The sequence below is a fragment of the Enterobacter ludwigii genome (assembly GCA_023023105.1).
In the GTDB taxonomy this organism is placed as follows: domain Bacteria; phylum Pseudomonadota; class Gammaproteobacteria; order Enterobacterales; family Enterobacteriaceae; genus Enterobacter; species Enterobacter adelaidei.
This window is the reverse complement of the sequence record CP083824.1, coordinates 1,648,599-1,664,756: the sequence shown is the minus strand read 5'-3', so window position 1 is coordinate 1,664,756 and position 16,158 is coordinate 1,648,599. Positions and strand designations below refer to the sequence as shown.

The window sequence follows — 16,158 nt, the reverse complement described above, 5'->3', positions numbered from 1 at the left end:
AAATGAACAACCTTAAATAAACCTTCAACATTCCATTAATAAGATTCTCCTAAACCATTCTTAAACATTATTTAAAATCCTGAGCGGTAAAATAAAATAAGCGTATTATTTCTTTCGTTTTACAACGATCTCGTTATGGCGAGGCTCCTGTACAAATACACGTTATCGCTCTGGTGGGTTCGAGAGAACCGGCACAGGGTAAAACAGGCACTGTCGAATCAAGGCTTTGTCAGTATAACTTCCCTCGCGGGATACGGTGTACAGTGCTGAAACCAGGACGTGGGGATCTCCTCTTCGACATGCCCTGTCTTGCTCGCCCCTGAGAGATTTTATTATTCAAAGGGAATTCACTATGTCTTACGCTATTCACAACCAAAACCTGGCATTCAATGACAGCGCCATCGCGCAATATATGAATACCGATTTTATTGTCCTCGATATTTCATTATGCGTGGCGCTGGCACGCGAGCAATTCTTTGAGAAATTAAAAGATGATGATATTCCGTCGCATATTTTTATCGAAGATAATGGTCGCCTGGCGGGCATGATTGCGGTGCGCAAATTACTGCAGACCACCGATACGGTACAACCGGTGAGAGCGCTGATGATCTCGCAGTTTCTGCAGGTCAAACCGGAGGATGAACGCGCCGATGTCGCAGGCCTGCTGGCACACGGTGGTGCGGATGTCGTGCCCGTGGTCACCCATGGAAAGCTGGTTGGCTGCCTCACCGAACGCGAAATTGCGCATCTGCTGGAAGATGACGTCACCGAAGATGCTCAGCTTCAGGGGGCGACGCTGCCGCTGGAGAAACCCTATCTGGAAACCAGCGCCTTCAGTCTGTGGAAGAAACGCTCCGTCTGGCTGCTGCTGTTGTTTGTCGCAGAAGCTTATACCAGCTCGGTGATCCAGCATTTTGAAGAGGCGCTGGAATCCGCCATCGCACTGGCGTTCTTTATCCCGCTGCTGATTGGTACCGGTGGTAACAGCGGAACGCAGATCACCTCCACGCTGGTGCGCGCCATGGCGCTGGGGGAAGTGCATCTGCGTGATGTTGGCCGCGTGCTGCGTAAAGAGATGAGCACCTCGCTGATGATAGCCGCCACGCTCGGCCTGGCCGGGTGTATTCGTGCCTGGATGATGGGCATTGGGATGGAAATCACGCTCATCGTCAGTCTGACCCTGGTCTGCATTACGCTGTGGAGTGCGATTGTCTCGTCCGTCATTCCGATGGTGCTTAAGCGCTGTGGCATTGATCCGGCCGTCGTCTCCGCGCCGTTTATCGCCACGCTGATCGACGGTACCGGGCTGATTATCTACTTCAAGATCGCGCAATATACGCTGGGGCTGGAGTAATTTAACGCGCCTTGTCGTCCAGGCTAAGACCGTTAATGTCTGCTTAAGTTATTTCTTCTATAACTCACCTTATAACCCTGTAAGGTGAGTTAAAAATGAAAAACAGCTACGCACGAAGCCAGATAATCATTCACTGGCTGGTCCTACTGGTGATTATCGTCGCCTATGCCACCATGAACCTGAAAGGGTTCGCACCGAAGGGAACACCCGCGCGAACCACTATGGGGCTGATCCACTACACGGCAGGGCTAAGCGTTCTGCTGCTGATGATCCTCAGAGTGGTGCTGAAGCTGCGAAACAGCGATCCGGATATTGTTCCTGCCCCGCCACGCTGGCAGGAGATTGCCTCAAAATCCCTTCACGGATTGATCTACCTGATGTTCATTTCACTTCCTCTGCTGGGCATGGCCTCTCTTTACTTCGGTCAGATTGAGTGGTCGTTTTTCGGGATCGCACTGCCCGTCGCGGCCACACCAGACGTGAACCTGCAACACGGGCTGAAAGAGGTCCATGAGATCGTCGCCAATGCCGGTTATTACCTGATTGGTCTGCACGCTGCCGCTGCGCTGTTTCACCATTACGTCATGCATGACAACACCCTGGAAAGGATGCTGCCCGCATTACGAACCCGGAAAAACACTAAATAGACGCCAGCGATGTGACCGCGAGCCCAAACGCCTCAATCGCCAGCGCGACATCTTCAGCCATCACCGACTCCGCCGGATGGTGGCTGATCCCCCCCTTGCAACGCACGAACAGCATCCCGACCGGCCAGCGCTCCGCCAGGGCGATGGTGTCATGCCCGGCACCGCTGGGCAGGGATAACGAGCGCCCTTGTACCGACTCAACGGCCTCCCCCAGCAGACGCTGCAAACGCGTATCGCACGGCGTGGCGGCGATGCGGTAAAACTCTTCGGCAGCAAAATGCATCCCGCGTCGGGCCGCTATCGACTGCGCCTGCAACAGCAGTTCACCGAGCAGCGCATCAAGCGGCGCATCCTGCGGGCCACGAATATCCAGCGAAAGCGCAACCTCGCCGGGGATCACGTTCACCGCACCGGGAAAACAGCGCAGCTCACCGACCGTCGCGACCAGATTACCGCCGTGTTGCAGAGTGGCGTTTTCAACCTGCATCATCCATTCAGCGGCCGCCGCCAGTGCGTCTTTGCGATGATTCATGGGTACGGTCCCGGCATGGCCGGCTTCACCGATGAAGCGACAATTGAGGCGGCGTGCGCCGTTAATGGCTTCCACCACCCCCAGCGCCAGACCTTCCTGCTCCAGACACGGCCCCTGTTCGATATGCAACTCGAGACATGCGCTGAAATCGTCCTGATGTCGCGCCGCCATTGCCACGCGTGAAGGATCGAGTCCTGCCTGCACCATCGCCTGCGCCACGCTGATGCCACCGGCATCGCACGTCTCCAGCCAGCCCTGCGGCCAGGTTCCCGTCAGACCACGGCTACCTAATAGCGTGATGCCAAAGCGGGTGCCTTCTTCGTCGCCAAAGCCAACAATCTCGATAGCCTGCGCCAGGCGAATCCCCTGCTGATGCAGACTGTCCACCACTTCGATGGCGGTGAGCACCCCAAGCATGCCGTCGTAGCGCCCGGCATTGCGCACGGTGTCCAGGTGCGAACCCAGCAACACCGCCCGGGCGCCCTCTCGCTCGCCTTCGTAACGTCCGCAAATATTACCCACGCTGTCCTGCCAGACGGTCATCCCCGCCTGGCTCATCCACAGCCCAACCAGCTGGTTGGCCTGTAAATGCTGCGCGGAGAGATACACCCGTGTCAGCGCATCCGGGCTTTCGCTGATGGCGGCCAGCGCGTCGGCGCGCGCCATCACCCGTTCTGCCGCCGGGCTCATTCTGGGGTCTCACTGCGATAGTGGTCCCACGCGGCCTGCATCGCCGCGCCCTGCGTAGTGGTAAATTTCAGGTAATTGAGTACCGACTCCAGCGCACTCAGGGTGGTCATCACGCAGTCTTTACGCGCGTTGTAGCCCATAGTGCCAATGCGCCACACTTTGCCGTGCAGCGGGCCAAACGACGTGCCGATTTCAATCCCGAAATCCTCCAGCATCAGCTTGCGCACCCGATCGCCATTCACGCCCTGAGGGATCACCACCCCCAGCACGTTGTTCATCTTGTGCTGCAGGTCGCCGAAGGTTTCCAGCCCCATCGCCTGAATGCCTTTCAGCAGCGCATCGCCGTGCAGCTTGTGGCGAGCGATGCCGTTATCCAGCCCTTCCTGCAGGATCAGACGCGCACATTCGCGGGCGCCAAACAGCGCGGTGGTCGCTTCGGTGTGGTGGTTGAGACGCTCTGGCCCCCAGTAGTCCATCACCATACCGAGATCGAAGTAGTTGGAGTAGATCATCTCCTCGTCGCCGTCGCGGTGGGCGTCGGTACGAATGCCCTCCTCAACGCACTTGCGGCGGCGGATCGCCTCCTCCATTCGCGCGCTAAGGGTGATCGGCGATGTGCCCGACGGACCGCCGAGGCACTTCTGCATCCCTGCCGAGACCGCGTCCAGCCCCCAGGCGTCAGTCTCCAGCGCGTTACCGCCGAGCGATGCGGTGGCATCGGTATAAAACAGCACGTCGTAACGGCGGCAGATGGCACCCAGCTCCGCGAGCGGCTGCAGCATGGTGGTGGATGTATCGCCCTGCACGGTCAGCAGCAGGCGCGGGCGAATGCGTTTGATGGCATCTTCAACCTGGTCTGGGGTGAACACCTCGCCCCAGGGGACTTCGATGGTGTGCACCTCCGCGCGGCAGCGGCGGGCAATTTCGCACAGCAGATGACCGAAGCGGCCAAAGACCGGTACCAGCACTTTGTCCCCTGGACGAATGGCTGACACCAGAATCGCTTCTATCCCCGCGCGGGATGTGCCGTCCACCAGCATCGTCCAGCGGTTTTCGGTGCGGAATACACCGCGATAGAGCGCCATCACCTCGTTCATGTAGTGGGTCATGGCCGGATCGTACTGGCCGATCAGCTGGCTCGACATGGCGCGCAGCACGCGCGGGTCGGCGTTGATCGGGCCTGGACCCATCAGCAGGCGCTGCGGCGGGTTGATTTGCGGAAAGTGTGCGATGTCCATTTTGATGTCCTTCATTAGTTGAGACCGCGTACGGAGGAGATAAATTGCTTCAGTTCTGTGGTCTGCGGGTTGGCGAACAGCGTTTTGCTGTCGCCCTGCTCCCAGACTTTCCCCTGGTGCATAAACACCACGCGGTCGCCCACTTCGCGGGCAAAATTCATTTCATGGGTAACAAGTATCAGCGTCATCCCCTCGGCCGCCAGCTGCTCCAGCACCTTGAGCACTTCGCCCACCAGCTCCGGGTCAAGCGCGGAGGTGATCTCGTCACAGAGTAAAACTTTAGGCGACATCGCCAGGGCGCGGGCAATCGCCACGCGCTGCTGCTGGCCCCCGGAGAGGCTCGACGGGTAGTAATCCAGACGGTCACCCAACCCGACTTTCTCCAGCATGCGCTGCGCCAGCTCCCGACATTCGGCGGCGCTTTTCTTCAGCACCCGACGCGGAGCGAGCATCACGTTTTCCAGCGCCGTCATGTGCGGGAACAGGTTGAAGCTCTGGAACACCATACCGACCGAGCGGCTGATTTCACGCGCCTGGGAATCCCGGTCGGTAATGGTCATGCCGCCGAGTTTAATGCTGCCGTCCTGATACCCTTCCAGACCGTTGATGCAGCGCAGCAACGTGCTTTTCCCCGACCCGCTGCGTCCGATAATCGAAATGACCTGGCCCATGTCGATATCCAGATCGACCCCCTTGAGCACGTGGTTTTCGCCGTAGTACTTCTGCACCTGATTAATGGTGATGAGAGGCATTGAATTTCGTCTCCAGATAGCGGCTGTAGCGGGACAGCGGATAACACAGAATAAAGTAGCCCAGCGCCACCAGCGCAAAGACCTTAAACGGCTGGTACGTGACGTTAGTCAGCATCGTCCCGGCCTTGGTCAGCTCGATAAAGCCGATAATCGACGCCAGCGCAGTACCTTTGATCACCTGCACGGCAAAACCGACCGTTGGGGCGATGCCGATACGTAGCGCCTGCGGGGCGACCACGCGAAACAACGTCTGGCCAAACGTCAGCCCGAGACAGCGCGACGCTTCCCACTGTCCTTTTGGCAGGGCACGAATACTGCCAAACCAGATATCGAGCAAAAACGCGCTGGTGTAAAACGTCAGCGCCAGCGAGGCGGCGGTCCACGGCGAAACGTCGATGCCGAACAGCGCCACGCCAAAGAAGGCCAGGAATAGCTGCATTAGCAGCGGCGTGCCCTGAAACAGCTCGATATAGCCGCGGATGATGCGCCTGACCGTGCGTCCACCCGTGAGGCGCAGCAGCAGGAGCGGCAGCGTCACCACCGCCCCGCCGACAAACGCCACCAGCGACAGCAGCACCGTCCAGCGCCCGGCCAGCAGCAGGTTGCGAATAATGTCCCAGTCGGTAAAGGTGGTCATCATGCCTGCACCCCCAGCCATTTCCGTCCTGCCGCCATCATCAGCTGGCGCAGGGTAATCGACAGCGCTAAGTAAATGCCGGTTGTCACCAGGTAAACCTCAAAGCTCAAAAACGTTCGGGACTGGATGAGGTTGGCGGCGAAGGTCAGCTCTTCATACGAGACCTGCGACACCACCGACGAGCCGAGCATTACGATAATGCACTGGCTCACCAGCGCCGGGTAAATGCGCTGCAGCGAAGGCGGCAACACCACGCGAATAAAGGTCTGCAGGCGGGTGAGCCCCAGCACGCGTCCGGCCTCCCACTGCCCTTTCGGCGTGACCTGAATGCCTGCCCGGATAATCTCGGTGCTGTACGCCCCCAGATTCACCACCATCGCCAGCAGTGCCGCTTCCCCGGCGGTCATTTTCAGCCCCAGATTAGGCAGGCCGAAAACGATAAAAAACAGCTGTACCACAAACGGCGTGTTACGAATAATCTCCACGTAACCGCCCCAGATCCGGCTGAACCACGTCGCCCGCCCGCTGCGAATGGCCGCCCCAAAAATACCGATTGCCAGGCCGCCGAAAGTTGCCATAACGGTCAGTTGAATGGTGACCCACAACCCCGCCAGCAACTCCGGCCAGTGTGGCCAGAGTTCGGAGAAATGAAGTTGCTCTGTCATCGGCCTAGACGCCAAGGTTTGCCGGCAGCGGAGCTTTCAGCCATTGCTCAGACAGGCCGTTCAGCGTGCCGTCTTTGATGCCTTGCTCAATCAACGCATCCACTTTTGCTTTCAGCGCCGGTTCATTCTTTTTCAGCCCAATAAAGCACGGTGAGTCCTTCAGCATAAAGCTCGGTACCGGGGCTTTAGCCGCGTTCTGGCGGGAAATGGCCGCCACCACCAGGTTGCCGGTGGCCACATACTGCACCTGCCCGGAAAGGTAGGCAGACAGCGTGGTGTTGTTGTCTTCATAGCGTTTCACGTCAGCGTCTTTCGGTGCCAGGCTGGTCAGCACCATGTCCTCCACCGCCCCGCGCGTCACGCCGATGGTTTTTCCGCTCAGCGCGGCGGCATCTTTCAGCTCTGCCCCTTTCGGGCCAAACACGCCGAGGAAGAACGGTGCGTAGGCGCGGCTAAAATCGATCACCTTCTCGCGCTCCGGGTTTTTACCGAGGCTTGAAATGACCAGATCCACCTTATCGGTTTGCAGGTACGGCACGCGGTTGGCGCTGGTCACGGGCACCAGCTGTAGCTTGAGCTTCATCTGTTTAGCCAGATAACGCGCCATGTCGATGTCATACCCCTGCGGCTGCAGATCGGTCCCCACCGAGCCAAACGGTGGGAAATCCTGCGGAACGGCGATGCGGATGGTGCCGCGTTTCTCAATATCCTGAAGCTGGTCCGCCTTTGCGGGCAGTTGTGTGAAGAGACATACGGCCCCGGTCAGTGCAATCAACAGTTTTTTCATGGTGCTTCCCCGTAACGTTAGCATGAAACAAAAGATTCTTTGAATGTGATTTTGCAACTAATGTGCCAGATAAAGCGAAGCGGGAAATATTCTTGTAAAGCCTGATAAAACGCAGGCGGGTCGAAAAAACGCGTGTTTTCCCGACCCGCCAGATGCACCATTTAGATGCAAAGCACCAGCCTGATGCCCCATTATCGTTGTTCGAGTTCGTCCAGTTGCTGGTAGAGGGAGGCAATCTCGTGAATGCGCGGACGGCCTTTATCGAGAATCTCATGCAGGAAGGCATTCGCCAGCAGGTTGATCAGGCTGTTGACCGAGGAATAGCTGTCATAGGCCGAAACGCTGTCCAGCGGGGCGCAAAGCTGCCAGCTTGCCAGCGGAAACAGGCTGTGCGCCTGCGGCTCGCACATCAGCAGCACCGGAATTCCGCTTTGCTGAAGCTGCTGCATCAGCGGGCGGACAATACGCGGGCGACGGCGAAAAGCCATCATGATAACCAGGTCGTCAGCGGTTAAATCTACCAGCTCCTCGCTCAGGCTCTGCCCGGGCTGCGGCAGCACCAGCACCTGTCCGCGCGCCTGCAGCAGCTGCTGGCGGAGATGCAAGGCTGCCGGATAGGCGTTACGCATACCAATAATGATAATGCGCCGCGCTTTCACCATGCAGGCCATCGCCTCGGCAAACTGCTGCGCGTCGAGGGCATTGACCCACTGGGTCAGGTTCGCCATCTCCTGTTTATAGTGACGTGCCAGCAGCGTATTACCCTGCACCGCGTCACGGTTATCGGTAAGCGGCATCCCGCTCTGGCGCAGCGTGCGCAGTTCGTCGCGCATGTCCTTATATTTCTCATAGCCCAGACGCTTAAACAGGCGGCTCACGGTGGCTTTCGACACCCCGCTGAGCTGCGCCAGCTCAGCGCTGTTGTAGCTAATCAGGTCGTCAAAGTGATCGAAAATAAAATCCGCCACCCGCTGCTCCTGCGGCGACAGTGACGGGTATTGTGCTTTCAGACGTTCATCCAGTTGTTCCATAGCGCCTCTGTAACTTTTGTTTCATCACTTTTTACCTTTGATTCTACCTTTCATTATACGTGCCAGTTTACTGAAACTTTTCTTTCATAACTGGAACAGCTTTTGCAGCACCTTGTGACTTTCAGAGTTACGAGGACGCTTCATGCAAAGTAATGTCTCCACGCACGGCATGGCCGTTGCGCCCCACCATCTTGCCAGCCAGAGCGCGCTGGCTGTACTGCGCGAAGGCGGCAGCGCGATAGAAGCGATGGTCGCAGCGGCAGCCACCGTTGCCGTGGTTTACCCGCACATGAACGGGCTGGGTGGCGATGGCTTCTGGCTTATCGTGCCGCCGGAAGGCGATCCGATCGCCATTGACGCCAGCGGTGCGGCGGGTTCGCTGGCAACGCTCGCCGCCTACGACGGGCTGGCGCATATTCCCCATCGCGGACCTCAGGCGGCGCTGACCGTCGCCGGAACGGTCAGCGGCTGGGACGAGGCGCTTAAGGTCTCGCGCGAGATGACCGGCAAGGCGCTGCCGCTGGCTCGCCTGCTGGCCGACGCCATTGATTACGCGCAGAATGGCACGCCGGTCACTGCCTCTCAGGCCAGCGCCACGGCCAGTAAATACGAGGAACTGAAAGAGATCCCAGGATTCGCGGAAACCTGGCTGGTGGACGGCAAACCGCCGCAGGTCGGGAGCCGTTTTTACCAGCCCGCCATGGCCTCAACGCTCAAACGCCTGGTAGAGGACGGTCTGGACAGCTTTTACCGCGGCCCGCTGGCAGAGTGCCTGGCGCGGGGAATGGCGAAACTGGGTCTGCCCGTTACGCTGGCCGATTTACACGCGCATGCCGCCCGGCGCACCACGCCGCTGCGCTTGCAGCATCATCAGGGGGAGATCTTTAACCACGCCCCGCCGACGCAGGGGCTGGTCTCGCTGGCGATACTCGGCATCACCGATCGCCTGAATATGGCGAAGGCCGACGACGCCGAAACCATTCACCGCATCGTTGAAGCCACCAAGCTGGCCTTTGGCCTGCGCGATGCCCACATCACCGACCCGCGCGAGCTGAAAACCGATATCCAGAGCCTGCTGGAACCCGCTGCCCTTCAGACGCTTGCCGGACAAATTGACGACAGCCGCGCCGCACCGTGGGGCACCGGAAAAGGCCCCGGCGATACGGTGTGGATGGGCGTGATGGATAACAGCGGGCTTGCCGTGTCGTTTATCCAGAGTATTTATCACGAGTTTGGCAGCGGCGTGGTGCTACCCGATACCGGCATCGTCTGGCAGAACCGGGGCGCCTCTTTCAGCCTCGACCCCGATCATCTTCTGTCGCTTTCCCCTGGCAAACAGCCCTTCCATACCCTCAACCCGGCGGCGGCACGGCTGAACGACGGGCGCGTGATGGTCTACGGTTCGATGGGCGGAGACGGGCAACCACAAACCCAGGCCACGCTCTTTACCCGCTACGTCGTTCAGGGCGTTCCGCTGCAGGAGAGCATCTCCCGCCCGCGCTGGCTGTTGGGACGCACCTGGGGACAAACCTCGGACACGTTAAAACTGGAAGGTCGCTTTACCGCTGAGACGGTTTCTCAGCTCCGGACGCTGGGTCATGAGGTGGAAATATTCCCTGACTTCAGTGAAGCCATGGGCCACGCGGGCGCGATTGTCCGCCACCCGAACGGCCTGTTCGAAGGGGCATTTGACCCGCGCAGCAACGGCGCGGCTGCCGGATTCTGAGGAGAAAACAATGACAACACAACAACCCGACTGGCACGCGTATCTGGCGCAAATGGAAACCGTGCTCGGCGTGACGCTGGACGCCCCCCGTCGCGCCGAGCTGCAATTACAGTTCAGCCGCATTGCCGCCATGGCCGCCCCGCTTATGGCGCTGCCGCTCGACGACCGTCTGGAGATTGCAGGAGTGTATAAAGCATGACGCTACACGAAATGAGTATCAGCGCGATCCAGCAGGCCCTGAGCGCGGGCGAGCTGAGCGCGAGCGAGATTGCCCGCCAGACGCTGGAGGCGATTGCCCGCGTTAACCCGCAGATCAACGCCTGGACCGCCGTAACGGAAGAACGCATGCTGGCCGAGGCCGAAAATATCGACACCCTGCGCCGGGAAAAACGCCCGCTACCGCCGCTGGCAGGCGTGCCCTACGCGGTGAAAAACCTGTTTGACGTTGCCGGACACACCACGCTTGCAGGGGCGGAACTGTTCAGCCAGCGCCCTGCCGCTGCCGCAGACAGCTTTGCGGTGCGTCAGTTGCGCAGTGCCGGCGGGTTGCTGACCGGGATGGTTAATATGGATGCCTACGCCTACGGCTTTACCACTGAAAATAGCCACTACGGCGCGACGCATAACCCGCACGATCTGGCGCGCATTGCGGGGGGATCGTCCGGCGGATCTGCCGCCGCCGTTGCCGCCGGGCTGGTGCACTTTTCGCTCGGAACCGACACCAACGGCTCCATTCGCGTTCCGGCTTCCCTGTGCGGGATATATGGCCTGAAGCCCACTTTTGGCCGCTTATCGCGCTCCGGTAGCCATCCTTTTGTGGCAAGTCTGGACCATATCGGCCCGTTTGCCCGCCGCGTGAGCGATCTGGCGTCGGTATACGACGCGCTGCAAGGGCGGGATACCAGCGACGGTTTTCAGGCAGAAAGCTCGCGCGAACAGACGCGTCCCTTGCTCGATCGCGGGCTTGATGGTCTGCGCTGCGCCGTGCTTGGCGGCTATTTCACCACCTGGTGCGACGCGGACGCCCGCGACGCCGTAGCGCGGGTGGCAAAAGCGCTCGACGTGCAGGATGAACTGCATTTCCCGGATGCCGAACTGGCACGTTCCGCAGCGTTTATCATCAGCGCCTCCGAAGGAGGAAATCAGTACCTGCCCGCGCTTCGCGGCGAGCCTGAACGATTCGAACCACACTCTCGTGAGCGGCTGCTGGCCGGGGCGATGATCCCCTCCGCCTGGTACATCCAGGCCCAGCGTTTTCGCGCGCACGCCCGGCAGGCGTTCAAAACCCTATTCGCCCAGGCTGATATCCTTATCGCCCCGGCAACGCCACGCAGCGCCACGCTGATTGGCGAGCAATTCATGGAAATCAACGGTCAGCAGCTACCCGTTCGCGCCAGCATGGGGATGCTGACGCAGCCGATTTCGTTTCTGGGTTTGCCCGTCACCACCGTTCCGCTACGCACCGCCGTAGGTGCGCCGATTGGCCTGCAGCTGATCGCCGCACCGTTTAACGAGCAGGCCTGCCTGCGCGTGGCGCGGGTTCTGGAAGAGAGAGGAATAACCGATGCCCGTCCGGCGGAGAGTGCAGCATGATGAATCACGATGACATTAACCTCCCGTGGGTGGTTACAGAGGTGACAGCCGCGTTTTACCGCTATGAAGACGCGCTGGTGAGCAACAACATTGCGGTGCTGGATGAGCTGTTCTGGCACGATAAAAACACCGTGCGGCTGGGCGCCGGAGAAAACCTGTACGGCATTGAGGAAATCCGCGCCTTTCGTGCGGCACGTCCGTCCGCCGGGTTGCAGCGGACGTTGCGTCACACGGTGATCACCACCTTTGGTGAGGATTACGCCGTGTGCAGCACCGAGTTTACCCGCGAGGGCACAGAACGCACTGGACGCCAGCAGCAGACGTGGGTGCGGTTTGCCTGTGGGTGGCGGATCGTGGCGGCACAGGTGAGTGTGATGGCGTAAAATAGCTGGCCGGGTAAGGCGTAACCGCCACCCGGCTAAACACGACACATTACTTCTGAAACGGATGCACTTCCCGCCAGTGGTCGGCAATCTGCTGACGGGTACAGACCCACACCCGCTCATGCTGCTGCACATAATCAAGAAAGCGCTGCAACGCGCGAAAACGCCCCGGACGCCCAAGCAGGCGGCAGTGCATTCCGATGGACATCATCTTCGGCGCGCTTTCCCCCTCTTCATACAGCACATCAAAGCTGTCCTTCAGATACGTATAAAACTGCTCGGCGGTGTTAAACCCCTGCGCGGTCGCAAAGCGCATGTCGTTCGCATCCAGCGTGTATGGCACAATCAGGTGTGGTTTACGGGTACCGTCGCCGCACGCCACTTCCGTCCAGAAGGGTAAATCATCGCCATAGTAGTCGCTGTCGTAGTCAAAACCACCGTGCTCCACCACCAGCTGACGCGTGTTAGGGCTGTCGCGTCCGGTGTACCAGCCGGTCGGTGGCTTGCCAAACAGATCGGTCAGCACATGCACCGCTTTCTGCAGATGTTCGCGCTCCTGGCTGATGTCCATATTCTGATAATGGATCCAGCGCCAGCCGTGACTGACCACGTCGTAATCCGCCGCTTTGATCGCCTCAACGATCTCCGGGTGACGCGCCAGCGCCATCGCCACGCCAAAGACCGTCAGCGGCAGAGCGCGCTTTTGAAATTCATTGTGGATCCGCCAGAACCCGGCGCGGCTGCCGTATTCGTAGAGGGAGTCCATGGACATATGTTTATCGGGGTAGCTGGCTGCACCGATGATATCCGACAGGAATTGCTCTGAACCGGCATCCCCGTGCAGAACGTGGTTTTCCGCCCCTTCTTCATAATTGAGCACAAACTGCACGGCGATGCGCGCCTGATTCGGCCACTGCGCGTGCGGCGGAGTACCTGCGTAGCCACGCAGATCCCGCGGGTAATCTTGTTCAAAAAGCGCCATTACGTCTCCCCTCATCTTCAAAATGGATTCAGTGCCTGAAACTGTCCGCTTAACGCTTTTTTCTCCGGGAACGCCAGGTCCCCATGCTTGCTGGTCGATAACCCCAGCGCCACCAGCGACTCCACCATTTTCACCGCCGCGCTGACGCCGTCGATGACCGGCACACGCAGCTCGCGCGTCAGCTCCTGCGCCAGCGTCGCCATACCTCCGCAGCCCAGCACAATGGCCCCGCAGCCATCTTCTTTCAGTGCCTGTATACAACGCGCGCGCACTTTTTCCTGCGCCAGACCGCTGCCGTCTTCCAGCGCCAGCACCGGGAGCTCGATGGCGTGCAGCGCCGCGCAGTGATCCTGAAAGCCATACTGATGCAGCAGGTGACGGGCGATGATCAGCGTGCGCGGCAGCGTGGTGACCACCGAAAAGCGTGTCGCCACCAGCGTGGCCATATGCATGGCGGCTTCAGCAATGCCAACAACTGGCCCCTGCGCCAGCTCGCGCGCCGCCAGCAGGCCCGGATCGCCAAAGCAGGCAATCACGTGACCCGATACGCCCTGCTCTCTGCCTTTTTTGATCTGCTCAAGGACACCAACGGCGGCAATGGCCTCATCAAAATGGCCTTCTATCGACGGCACGCCTGCAGTCGGACAGACCGCGAGGATCTCCGTACCCGGCGAAGCCACCGCCCGGGCCGCCGCGCCGATGGTTTCCGTCATCGCGAGGCTGGTGTTGGGGTTGATCACTTGTATACAGACAGACATTACGACTCCTTGTGACCGGCAAACAGCCGGGCAAAATCAGGCAGGCACTCGCCCGCCCGCTCGAAGCAGAGGCTGGCGACGATATGTTCAAAATGGTGCATCAGGGCATCGCTTAGCGGCTGGAGCGCTTTCTGGCGCAGCAGCTCCACAAGCTGTTCGTGATCGTTACAGCGGCAACCCTGACGCCACGGCGCGCCCCAGGTGGCAATCACCAGCGACGAGCGCTGGCTCAGGCTGGTCACCATCTCCGTCAGCACCTGGTTGCCGGAGATGGCCTGCAGCTGAATGTGAAAATTGGCGGAATGGCGGATTGCCGCCGGGCCGTCGTACGCCTCGTGCGCCTGCTGCTCCTGACGAATAATGGCTTCCAGTGCCGCCAGATGTGGCGGCTGGCAGTGGGCCAGCACGTCCGGCAGGTTGGCGACCTCCAGCAGAGCACGTGTGCGAAAGATATGTTGCGCCTCTTCTACTGTCGGGCTGGAGACATGTGCACCACGTTTGGGCGTTAACGTGACCATTTGCACAGCCGCGAGTCGTTGCAGCACCTTGCGGATGCCCGTGCGGCTCACGCCGAAGACCTCGGCCAGCGCTTCTTCCGGCAACTTACTCCCCGGCAGCAGCTGATGTTCGACAATCGCAGTCATCAACGCCTGAAAGATGGATTCGTCTTTGTCTTGCAGGTCTGGCGCGGCGTGCAGACTGTTTACGTTGTTCATTACCCACTCCACTTTTTACTTTCCGATATCGAATCGTATACATAAAAATAAAATATTGCATACAAGATTTATTATTTTGGCCTGGATCCTGCAACACCCGTTGCACTCCCACTTAACGGGTTTTCATTCACAGGAGCAGGTTTCATGCCAAACAGACAAAATACGCAGCAAGGTACGGCCGCTGATTCCGGTGCGGTTTACAGCCCACGGCTTTGCAATGAGGATCTGGCACCGACGCGTGACCAGAACTGGAGCTGGTACAACATCTTTTCTTTCTGGATGTCGGACGTTCACAGCATGGGGGGCTATGTAGTCGCCGCGAGCTTCTTTACGCTCGGGCTGGCAAGCTGGCAGGTGTTGCTCTGCCTGCTGGTGGGGATTTGCATTGTGCAGCTGTGCGCCAACCTGGTGGCCAAACCGAGCCAGATGGCGGGTGTGCCCTATGCGGTGATCAGCCGTCAGGCATTTGGCGTCTTCGGGGCGAACATTCCGGCGGTGATCCGCGGGCTTATCGCCTTCGCGTGGTACGGCATTCAAACCTATCTGGCCGCCAACGCCCTGATGCTGGTGGCGCTGAAGTTCTGGCCATCGCTCTCTTCGCTCACCGCCGACGCGTTCCTGGGGTTGTCGCACCTGGGCTGGATCTGCTTTGCCATCATGTGGGTATTGCAGGCGATGGTCTTCTGGCACGGCATGAGCGCCATCAAGCGCTTTATTGATATCGCCGGTCCGGCGGTGTACGTGGTGATGCTGGCGCTGGCAGGCTGGATTGTATACAAGACCGGATTGGACGGGATCTCCTTTACCCTTGCCAGCAAATCCCTGAGCGCGGGTGAGCAGACCTGGCAGATGATCACGGCGACCGCGCTGGTGGTCTCTTACTTCTCCGGCCCGCTGCTCAACTTTGGTGATTTCTCGCGTTACGGCAAAAGCATGGGTGAAATTCGCCGTGGAAACCGCTGGGGACTGCCGTTTAACTTCCTGCTGTTCTCCATCGTTACCGTGGTGATTGTCTCCGGCACCCAGTCGCTGTTTGGCCGCATGATCACCGACCCAATTGAAACCGTCAGCCGCGTGGGCAACGATCTGGCCGTGGCAATTGGTCTGCTGACGATGATCACCGCCACCATCGGGATCAACATCGTGGCGAACTTTGTCTCCCCGGCGTTTGATTTCTCTAACTGTTCGCCGCAGAAAATCAGCTTCCGCACCGGAGGGATGATCGCCGCCGTTGGTTCGATCCTGCTCACCCCGTGGAACCTGTTCAACTCTCCGGAGCTTATCCACTACACCCTGGACGTGCTCGGGGCATTTATCGGCCCGCTGTTCGGTATTCTGATTGCGGATTTCTACCTGATTAAGCGCGGGAAAGTCTCTGTGGACGATCTGTTCGACGACACGCCAAAAGGCAAATACTGGTATCGCAACGGCTTTAACCCGAAAGCCATCGCTGCGCTGCTTCCGTCCGTTGGCATAGGGCTGGTGATAAGCTTCATCCCGGCCCTGCACGAAGTGGCGAACTTTAGCTGGTTCATCGGCGTCTTCCTCGGCGGCGTGACCTACCGCTGGCTGGCGCGGGAAGAGCGCGAAGTGGCTGCTGCCCCGCAATTTAACTCCCGCGTGGCGACGCAAAAAGAGTAACCCTTCCTTCTGGCCGCAGGTTTCCT

The 16,158-nt window shown here is 59.3% G+C and carries 16 protein-coding genes and 1 pseudogene; 7 read left to right on the top strand and 10 right to left on the bottom strand.

The window, feature by feature from the left end:
• Positions 1–352 precede the first annotated feature (352 nt).
• Complete coding sequence (locus tag LCD46_07835) at positions 353–1,354, top strand: magnesium transporter (protein UOY72210.1); 1,002 nt, start codon at positions 353–355, stop codon at positions 1,352–1,354.
• A 95-nt stretch (positions 1,355–1,449) separates the two neighbouring features.
• On the top strand, positions 1,450–2,001 hold the full coding sequence (cybB, locus tag LCD46_07830; GenBank protein ID UOY72209.1) for a cytochrome b561: 552 nt from the start codon (positions 1,450–1,452) through the stop codon (positions 1,999–2,001).
• Here the strand turns inward: cybB and hpxK are convergent.
• From hpxK to hpxU, 7 genes are all read right to left on the bottom strand, one after another.
• On the bottom strand, positions 1,994–3,223 hold the full coding sequence (hpxK, locus tag LCD46_07825) for an allantoate amidohydrolase (protein ID UOY72208.1): 1,230 nt from the start codon (positions 3,221–3,223) through the stop codon (positions 1,994–1,996). The genes cybB and hpxK overlap by 8 nt on opposite strands.
• On the bottom strand, positions 3,220–4,461 hold the full coding sequence (locus LCD46_07820; GenBank protein ID UOY72207.1) for an alanine--glyoxylate aminotransferase family protein: 1,242 nt from the start codon (positions 4,459–4,461) through the stop codon (positions 3,220–3,222). The genes hpxK and LCD46_07820 overlap by 4 nt, the downstream gene beginning before the upstream one ends.
• Before the next feature lie 14 nt (positions 4,462–4,475).
• Positions 4,476–5,213, bottom strand: a complete 738-nt coding sequence (locus LCD46_07815) for an amino acid ABC transporter ATP-binding protein (protein ID UOY72206.1) — start codon at positions 5,211–5,213, stop codon at positions 4,476–4,478.
• Positions 5,194–5,850 carry an amino acid ABC transporter permease gene (locus LCD46_07810; GenBank protein UOY72914.1) on the bottom strand — a complete coding sequence of 219 codons (657 nt, stop codon included), beginning with the start codon at positions 5,848–5,850 and terminating at the stop codon, positions 5,194–5,196. The genes LCD46_07815 and LCD46_07810 overlap by 20 nt, the downstream gene beginning before the upstream one ends.
• Positions 5,850–6,515: an amino acid ABC transporter permease gene (locus tag LCD46_07805; GenBank protein UOY72205.1), complete on the bottom strand. Its 666-nt coding sequence runs from the start codon at positions 6,513–6,515 to the stop codon at positions 5,850–5,852. The genes LCD46_07810 and LCD46_07805 overlap by 1 nt, the downstream gene beginning before the upstream one ends.
• 4 nt (positions 6,516–6,519) lie before the next feature.
• Positions 6,520–7,302 carry a transporter substrate-binding domain-containing protein gene (locus LCD46_07800; GenBank protein ID UOY72204.1) on the bottom strand — a complete coding sequence of 261 codons (783 nt, stop codon included), beginning with the start codon at positions 7,300–7,302 and terminating at the stop codon, positions 6,520–6,522.
• 191 nt (positions 7,303–7,493) lie between these two features.
• Positions 7,494–8,333 (bottom strand): MurR/RpiR family transcriptional regulator HpxU, encoded by an 840-nt coding sequence (gene hpxU, locus LCD46_07795; GenBank protein ID UOY72203.1) that lies wholly within the window; start codon positions 8,331–8,333, stop codon positions 7,494–7,496.
• 142 nt (positions 8,334–8,475) lie between these two features.
• Here hpxU and hpxW point away from each other — a divergent pair, with 142 nt between their 5' ends.
• The 4 genes from hpxW to hpxZ are packed head-to-tail and all read left to right on the top strand — an operon-like array spanning position 8,476 to position 12,035.
• Positions 8,476–10,059, top strand: a complete 1,584-nt coding sequence (hpxW, locus tag LCD46_07790; GenBank protein UOY72202.1) for an oxamate amidohydrolase — start codon at positions 8,476–8,478, stop codon at positions 10,057–10,059.
• Positions 10,060–10,069: 10 nt separating this feature from the next.
• Positions 10,070–10,258 carry an oxalurate catabolism protein HpxX gene (hpxX, locus tag LCD46_07785; protein ID UOY72201.1) on the top strand — a complete coding sequence of 63 codons (189 nt, stop codon included), beginning with the start codon at positions 10,070–10,072 and terminating at the stop codon, positions 10,256–10,258.
• Positions 10,255–11,652: an AtzE family amidohydrolase gene (locus LCD46_07780; GenBank protein ID UOY72200.1), complete on the top strand. Its 1,398-nt coding sequence runs from the start codon at positions 10,255–10,257 to the stop codon at positions 11,650–11,652. Before hpxX ends, LCD46_07780 begins: the two co-directional genes overlap by 4 nt.
• A complete protein-coding gene (gene hpxZ / locus LCD46_07775; GenBank protein ID UOY72199.1) occupies positions 11,649–12,035 on the top strand; it encodes an oxalurate catabolism protein HpxZ in 387 nt (128 codons plus the stop codon). The genes LCD46_07780 and hpxZ overlap by 4 nt, the downstream gene beginning before the upstream one ends.
• Before the next feature lie 49 nt (positions 12,036–12,084).
• Here hpxZ and puuE read toward each other — a convergent pair whose 3' ends face one another.
• From puuE to LCD46_07760, 3 genes and pseudogenes are all read right to left on the bottom strand, one after another.
• The gene (gene puuE / locus LCD46_07770) at positions 12,085–12,984 is read right to left on the bottom strand and encodes an allantoinase PuuE (protein UOY72913.1); all 900 of its coding nucleotides are present in this window, start codon (positions 12,982–12,984) and stop codon (positions 12,085–12,087) included.
• Positions 12,902–13,775 (bottom strand): annotated as a pseudogene (hpxA, locus tag LCD46_07765) (allantoin racemase). Before hpxA ends, puuE begins: the two are co-directional and overlap by 83 nt.
• The gene (locus LCD46_07760) at positions 13,775–14,491 is read right to left on the bottom strand and encodes a GntR family transcriptional regulator (GenBank protein UOY72198.1); all 717 of its coding nucleotides are present in this window, start codon (positions 14,489–14,491) and stop codon (positions 13,775–13,777) included. The pseudogene hpxA and the gene LCD46_07760 overlap by 1 nt, the downstream one beginning before the upstream one ends.
• Before the next feature lie 144 nt (positions 14,492–14,635).
• Between LCD46_07760 and LCD46_07755 the strand changes: the two genes are divergently transcribed.
• Positions 14,636–16,132, top strand: a complete 1,497-nt coding sequence (locus LCD46_07755; GenBank protein ID UOY72197.1) for an NCS1 family nucleobase:cation symporter-1 — start codon at positions 14,636–14,638, stop codon at positions 16,130–16,132.
• The last annotated feature ends 26 nt before the right edge of the window (positions 16,133–16,158 follow it).

What these genes read in the sequence shown, in the direction of transcription:
- hpxX (UOY72201.1), top strand. Translation starts at nt 10,070, where the DNA reads ATGACAACACAACAACCCGACTGGCACGCGTATCTGGCGCAAATGGAA.
- cybB (UOY72209.1), top strand. Translation starts at nt 1,450, where the DNA reads ATGAAAAACAGCTACGCACGAAGCCAGATAATCATTCACTGGCTGGTC.
- LCD46_07810 (UOY72914.1), bottom strand. Translation starts at nt 5,850, where the DNA reads ATGACCACCTTTACCGACTGGGACATTATTCGCAACCTGCTGCTGGCC.
- hpxZ (UOY72199.1), top strand. Translation starts at nt 11,649, where the DNA reads ATGATGAATCACGATGACATTAACCTCCCGTGGGTGGTTACAGAGGTG.
- LCD46_07800 (UOY72204.1), bottom strand. Translation starts at nt 7,302, where the DNA reads ATGAAAAAACTGTTGATTGCACTGACCGGGGCCGTATGTCTCTTCACA.
- LCD46_07755 (UOY72197.1), top strand. Translation starts at nt 14,636, where the DNA reads ATGCCAAACAGACAAAATACGCAGCAAGGTACGGCCGCTGATTCCGGT.
- LCD46_07780 (UOY72200.1), top strand. Translation starts at nt 10,255, where the DNA reads ATGACGCTACACGAAATGAGTATCAGCGCGATCCAGCAGGCCCTGAGC.
- hpxK (UOY72208.1), bottom strand. Translation starts at nt 3,223, where the DNA reads ATGAGCCCGGCGGCAGAACGGGTGATGGCGCGCGCCGACGCGCTGGCC.
- LCD46_07835 (UOY72210.1), top strand. Translation starts at nt 353, where the DNA reads ATGTCTTACGCTATTCACAACCAAAACCTGGCATTCAATGACAGCGCC.
- LCD46_07815 (UOY72206.1), bottom strand. Translation starts at nt 5,213, where the DNA reads ATGCCTCTCATCACCATTAATCAGGTGCAGAAGTACTACGGCGAAAAC.
- LCD46_07820 (UOY72207.1), bottom strand. Translation starts at nt 4,461, where the DNA reads ATGGACATCGCACACTTTCCGCAAATCAACCCGCCGCAGCGCCTGCTG.
- LCD46_07760 (UOY72198.1), bottom strand. Translation starts at nt 14,491, where the DNA reads ATGAACAACGTAAACAGTCTGCACGCCGCGCCAGACCTGCAAGACAAA.
- LCD46_07805 (UOY72205.1), bottom strand. Translation starts at nt 6,515, where the DNA reads ATGACAGAGCAACTTCATTTCTCCGAACTCTGGCCACACTGGCCGGAG.
- hpxU (UOY72203.1), bottom strand. Translation starts at nt 8,333, where the DNA reads ATGGAACAACTGGATGAACGTCTGAAAGCACAATACCCGTCACTGTCG.
- hpxW (UOY72202.1), top strand. Translation starts at nt 8,476, where the DNA reads ATGCAAAGTAATGTCTCCACGCACGGCATGGCCGTTGCGCCCCACCAT.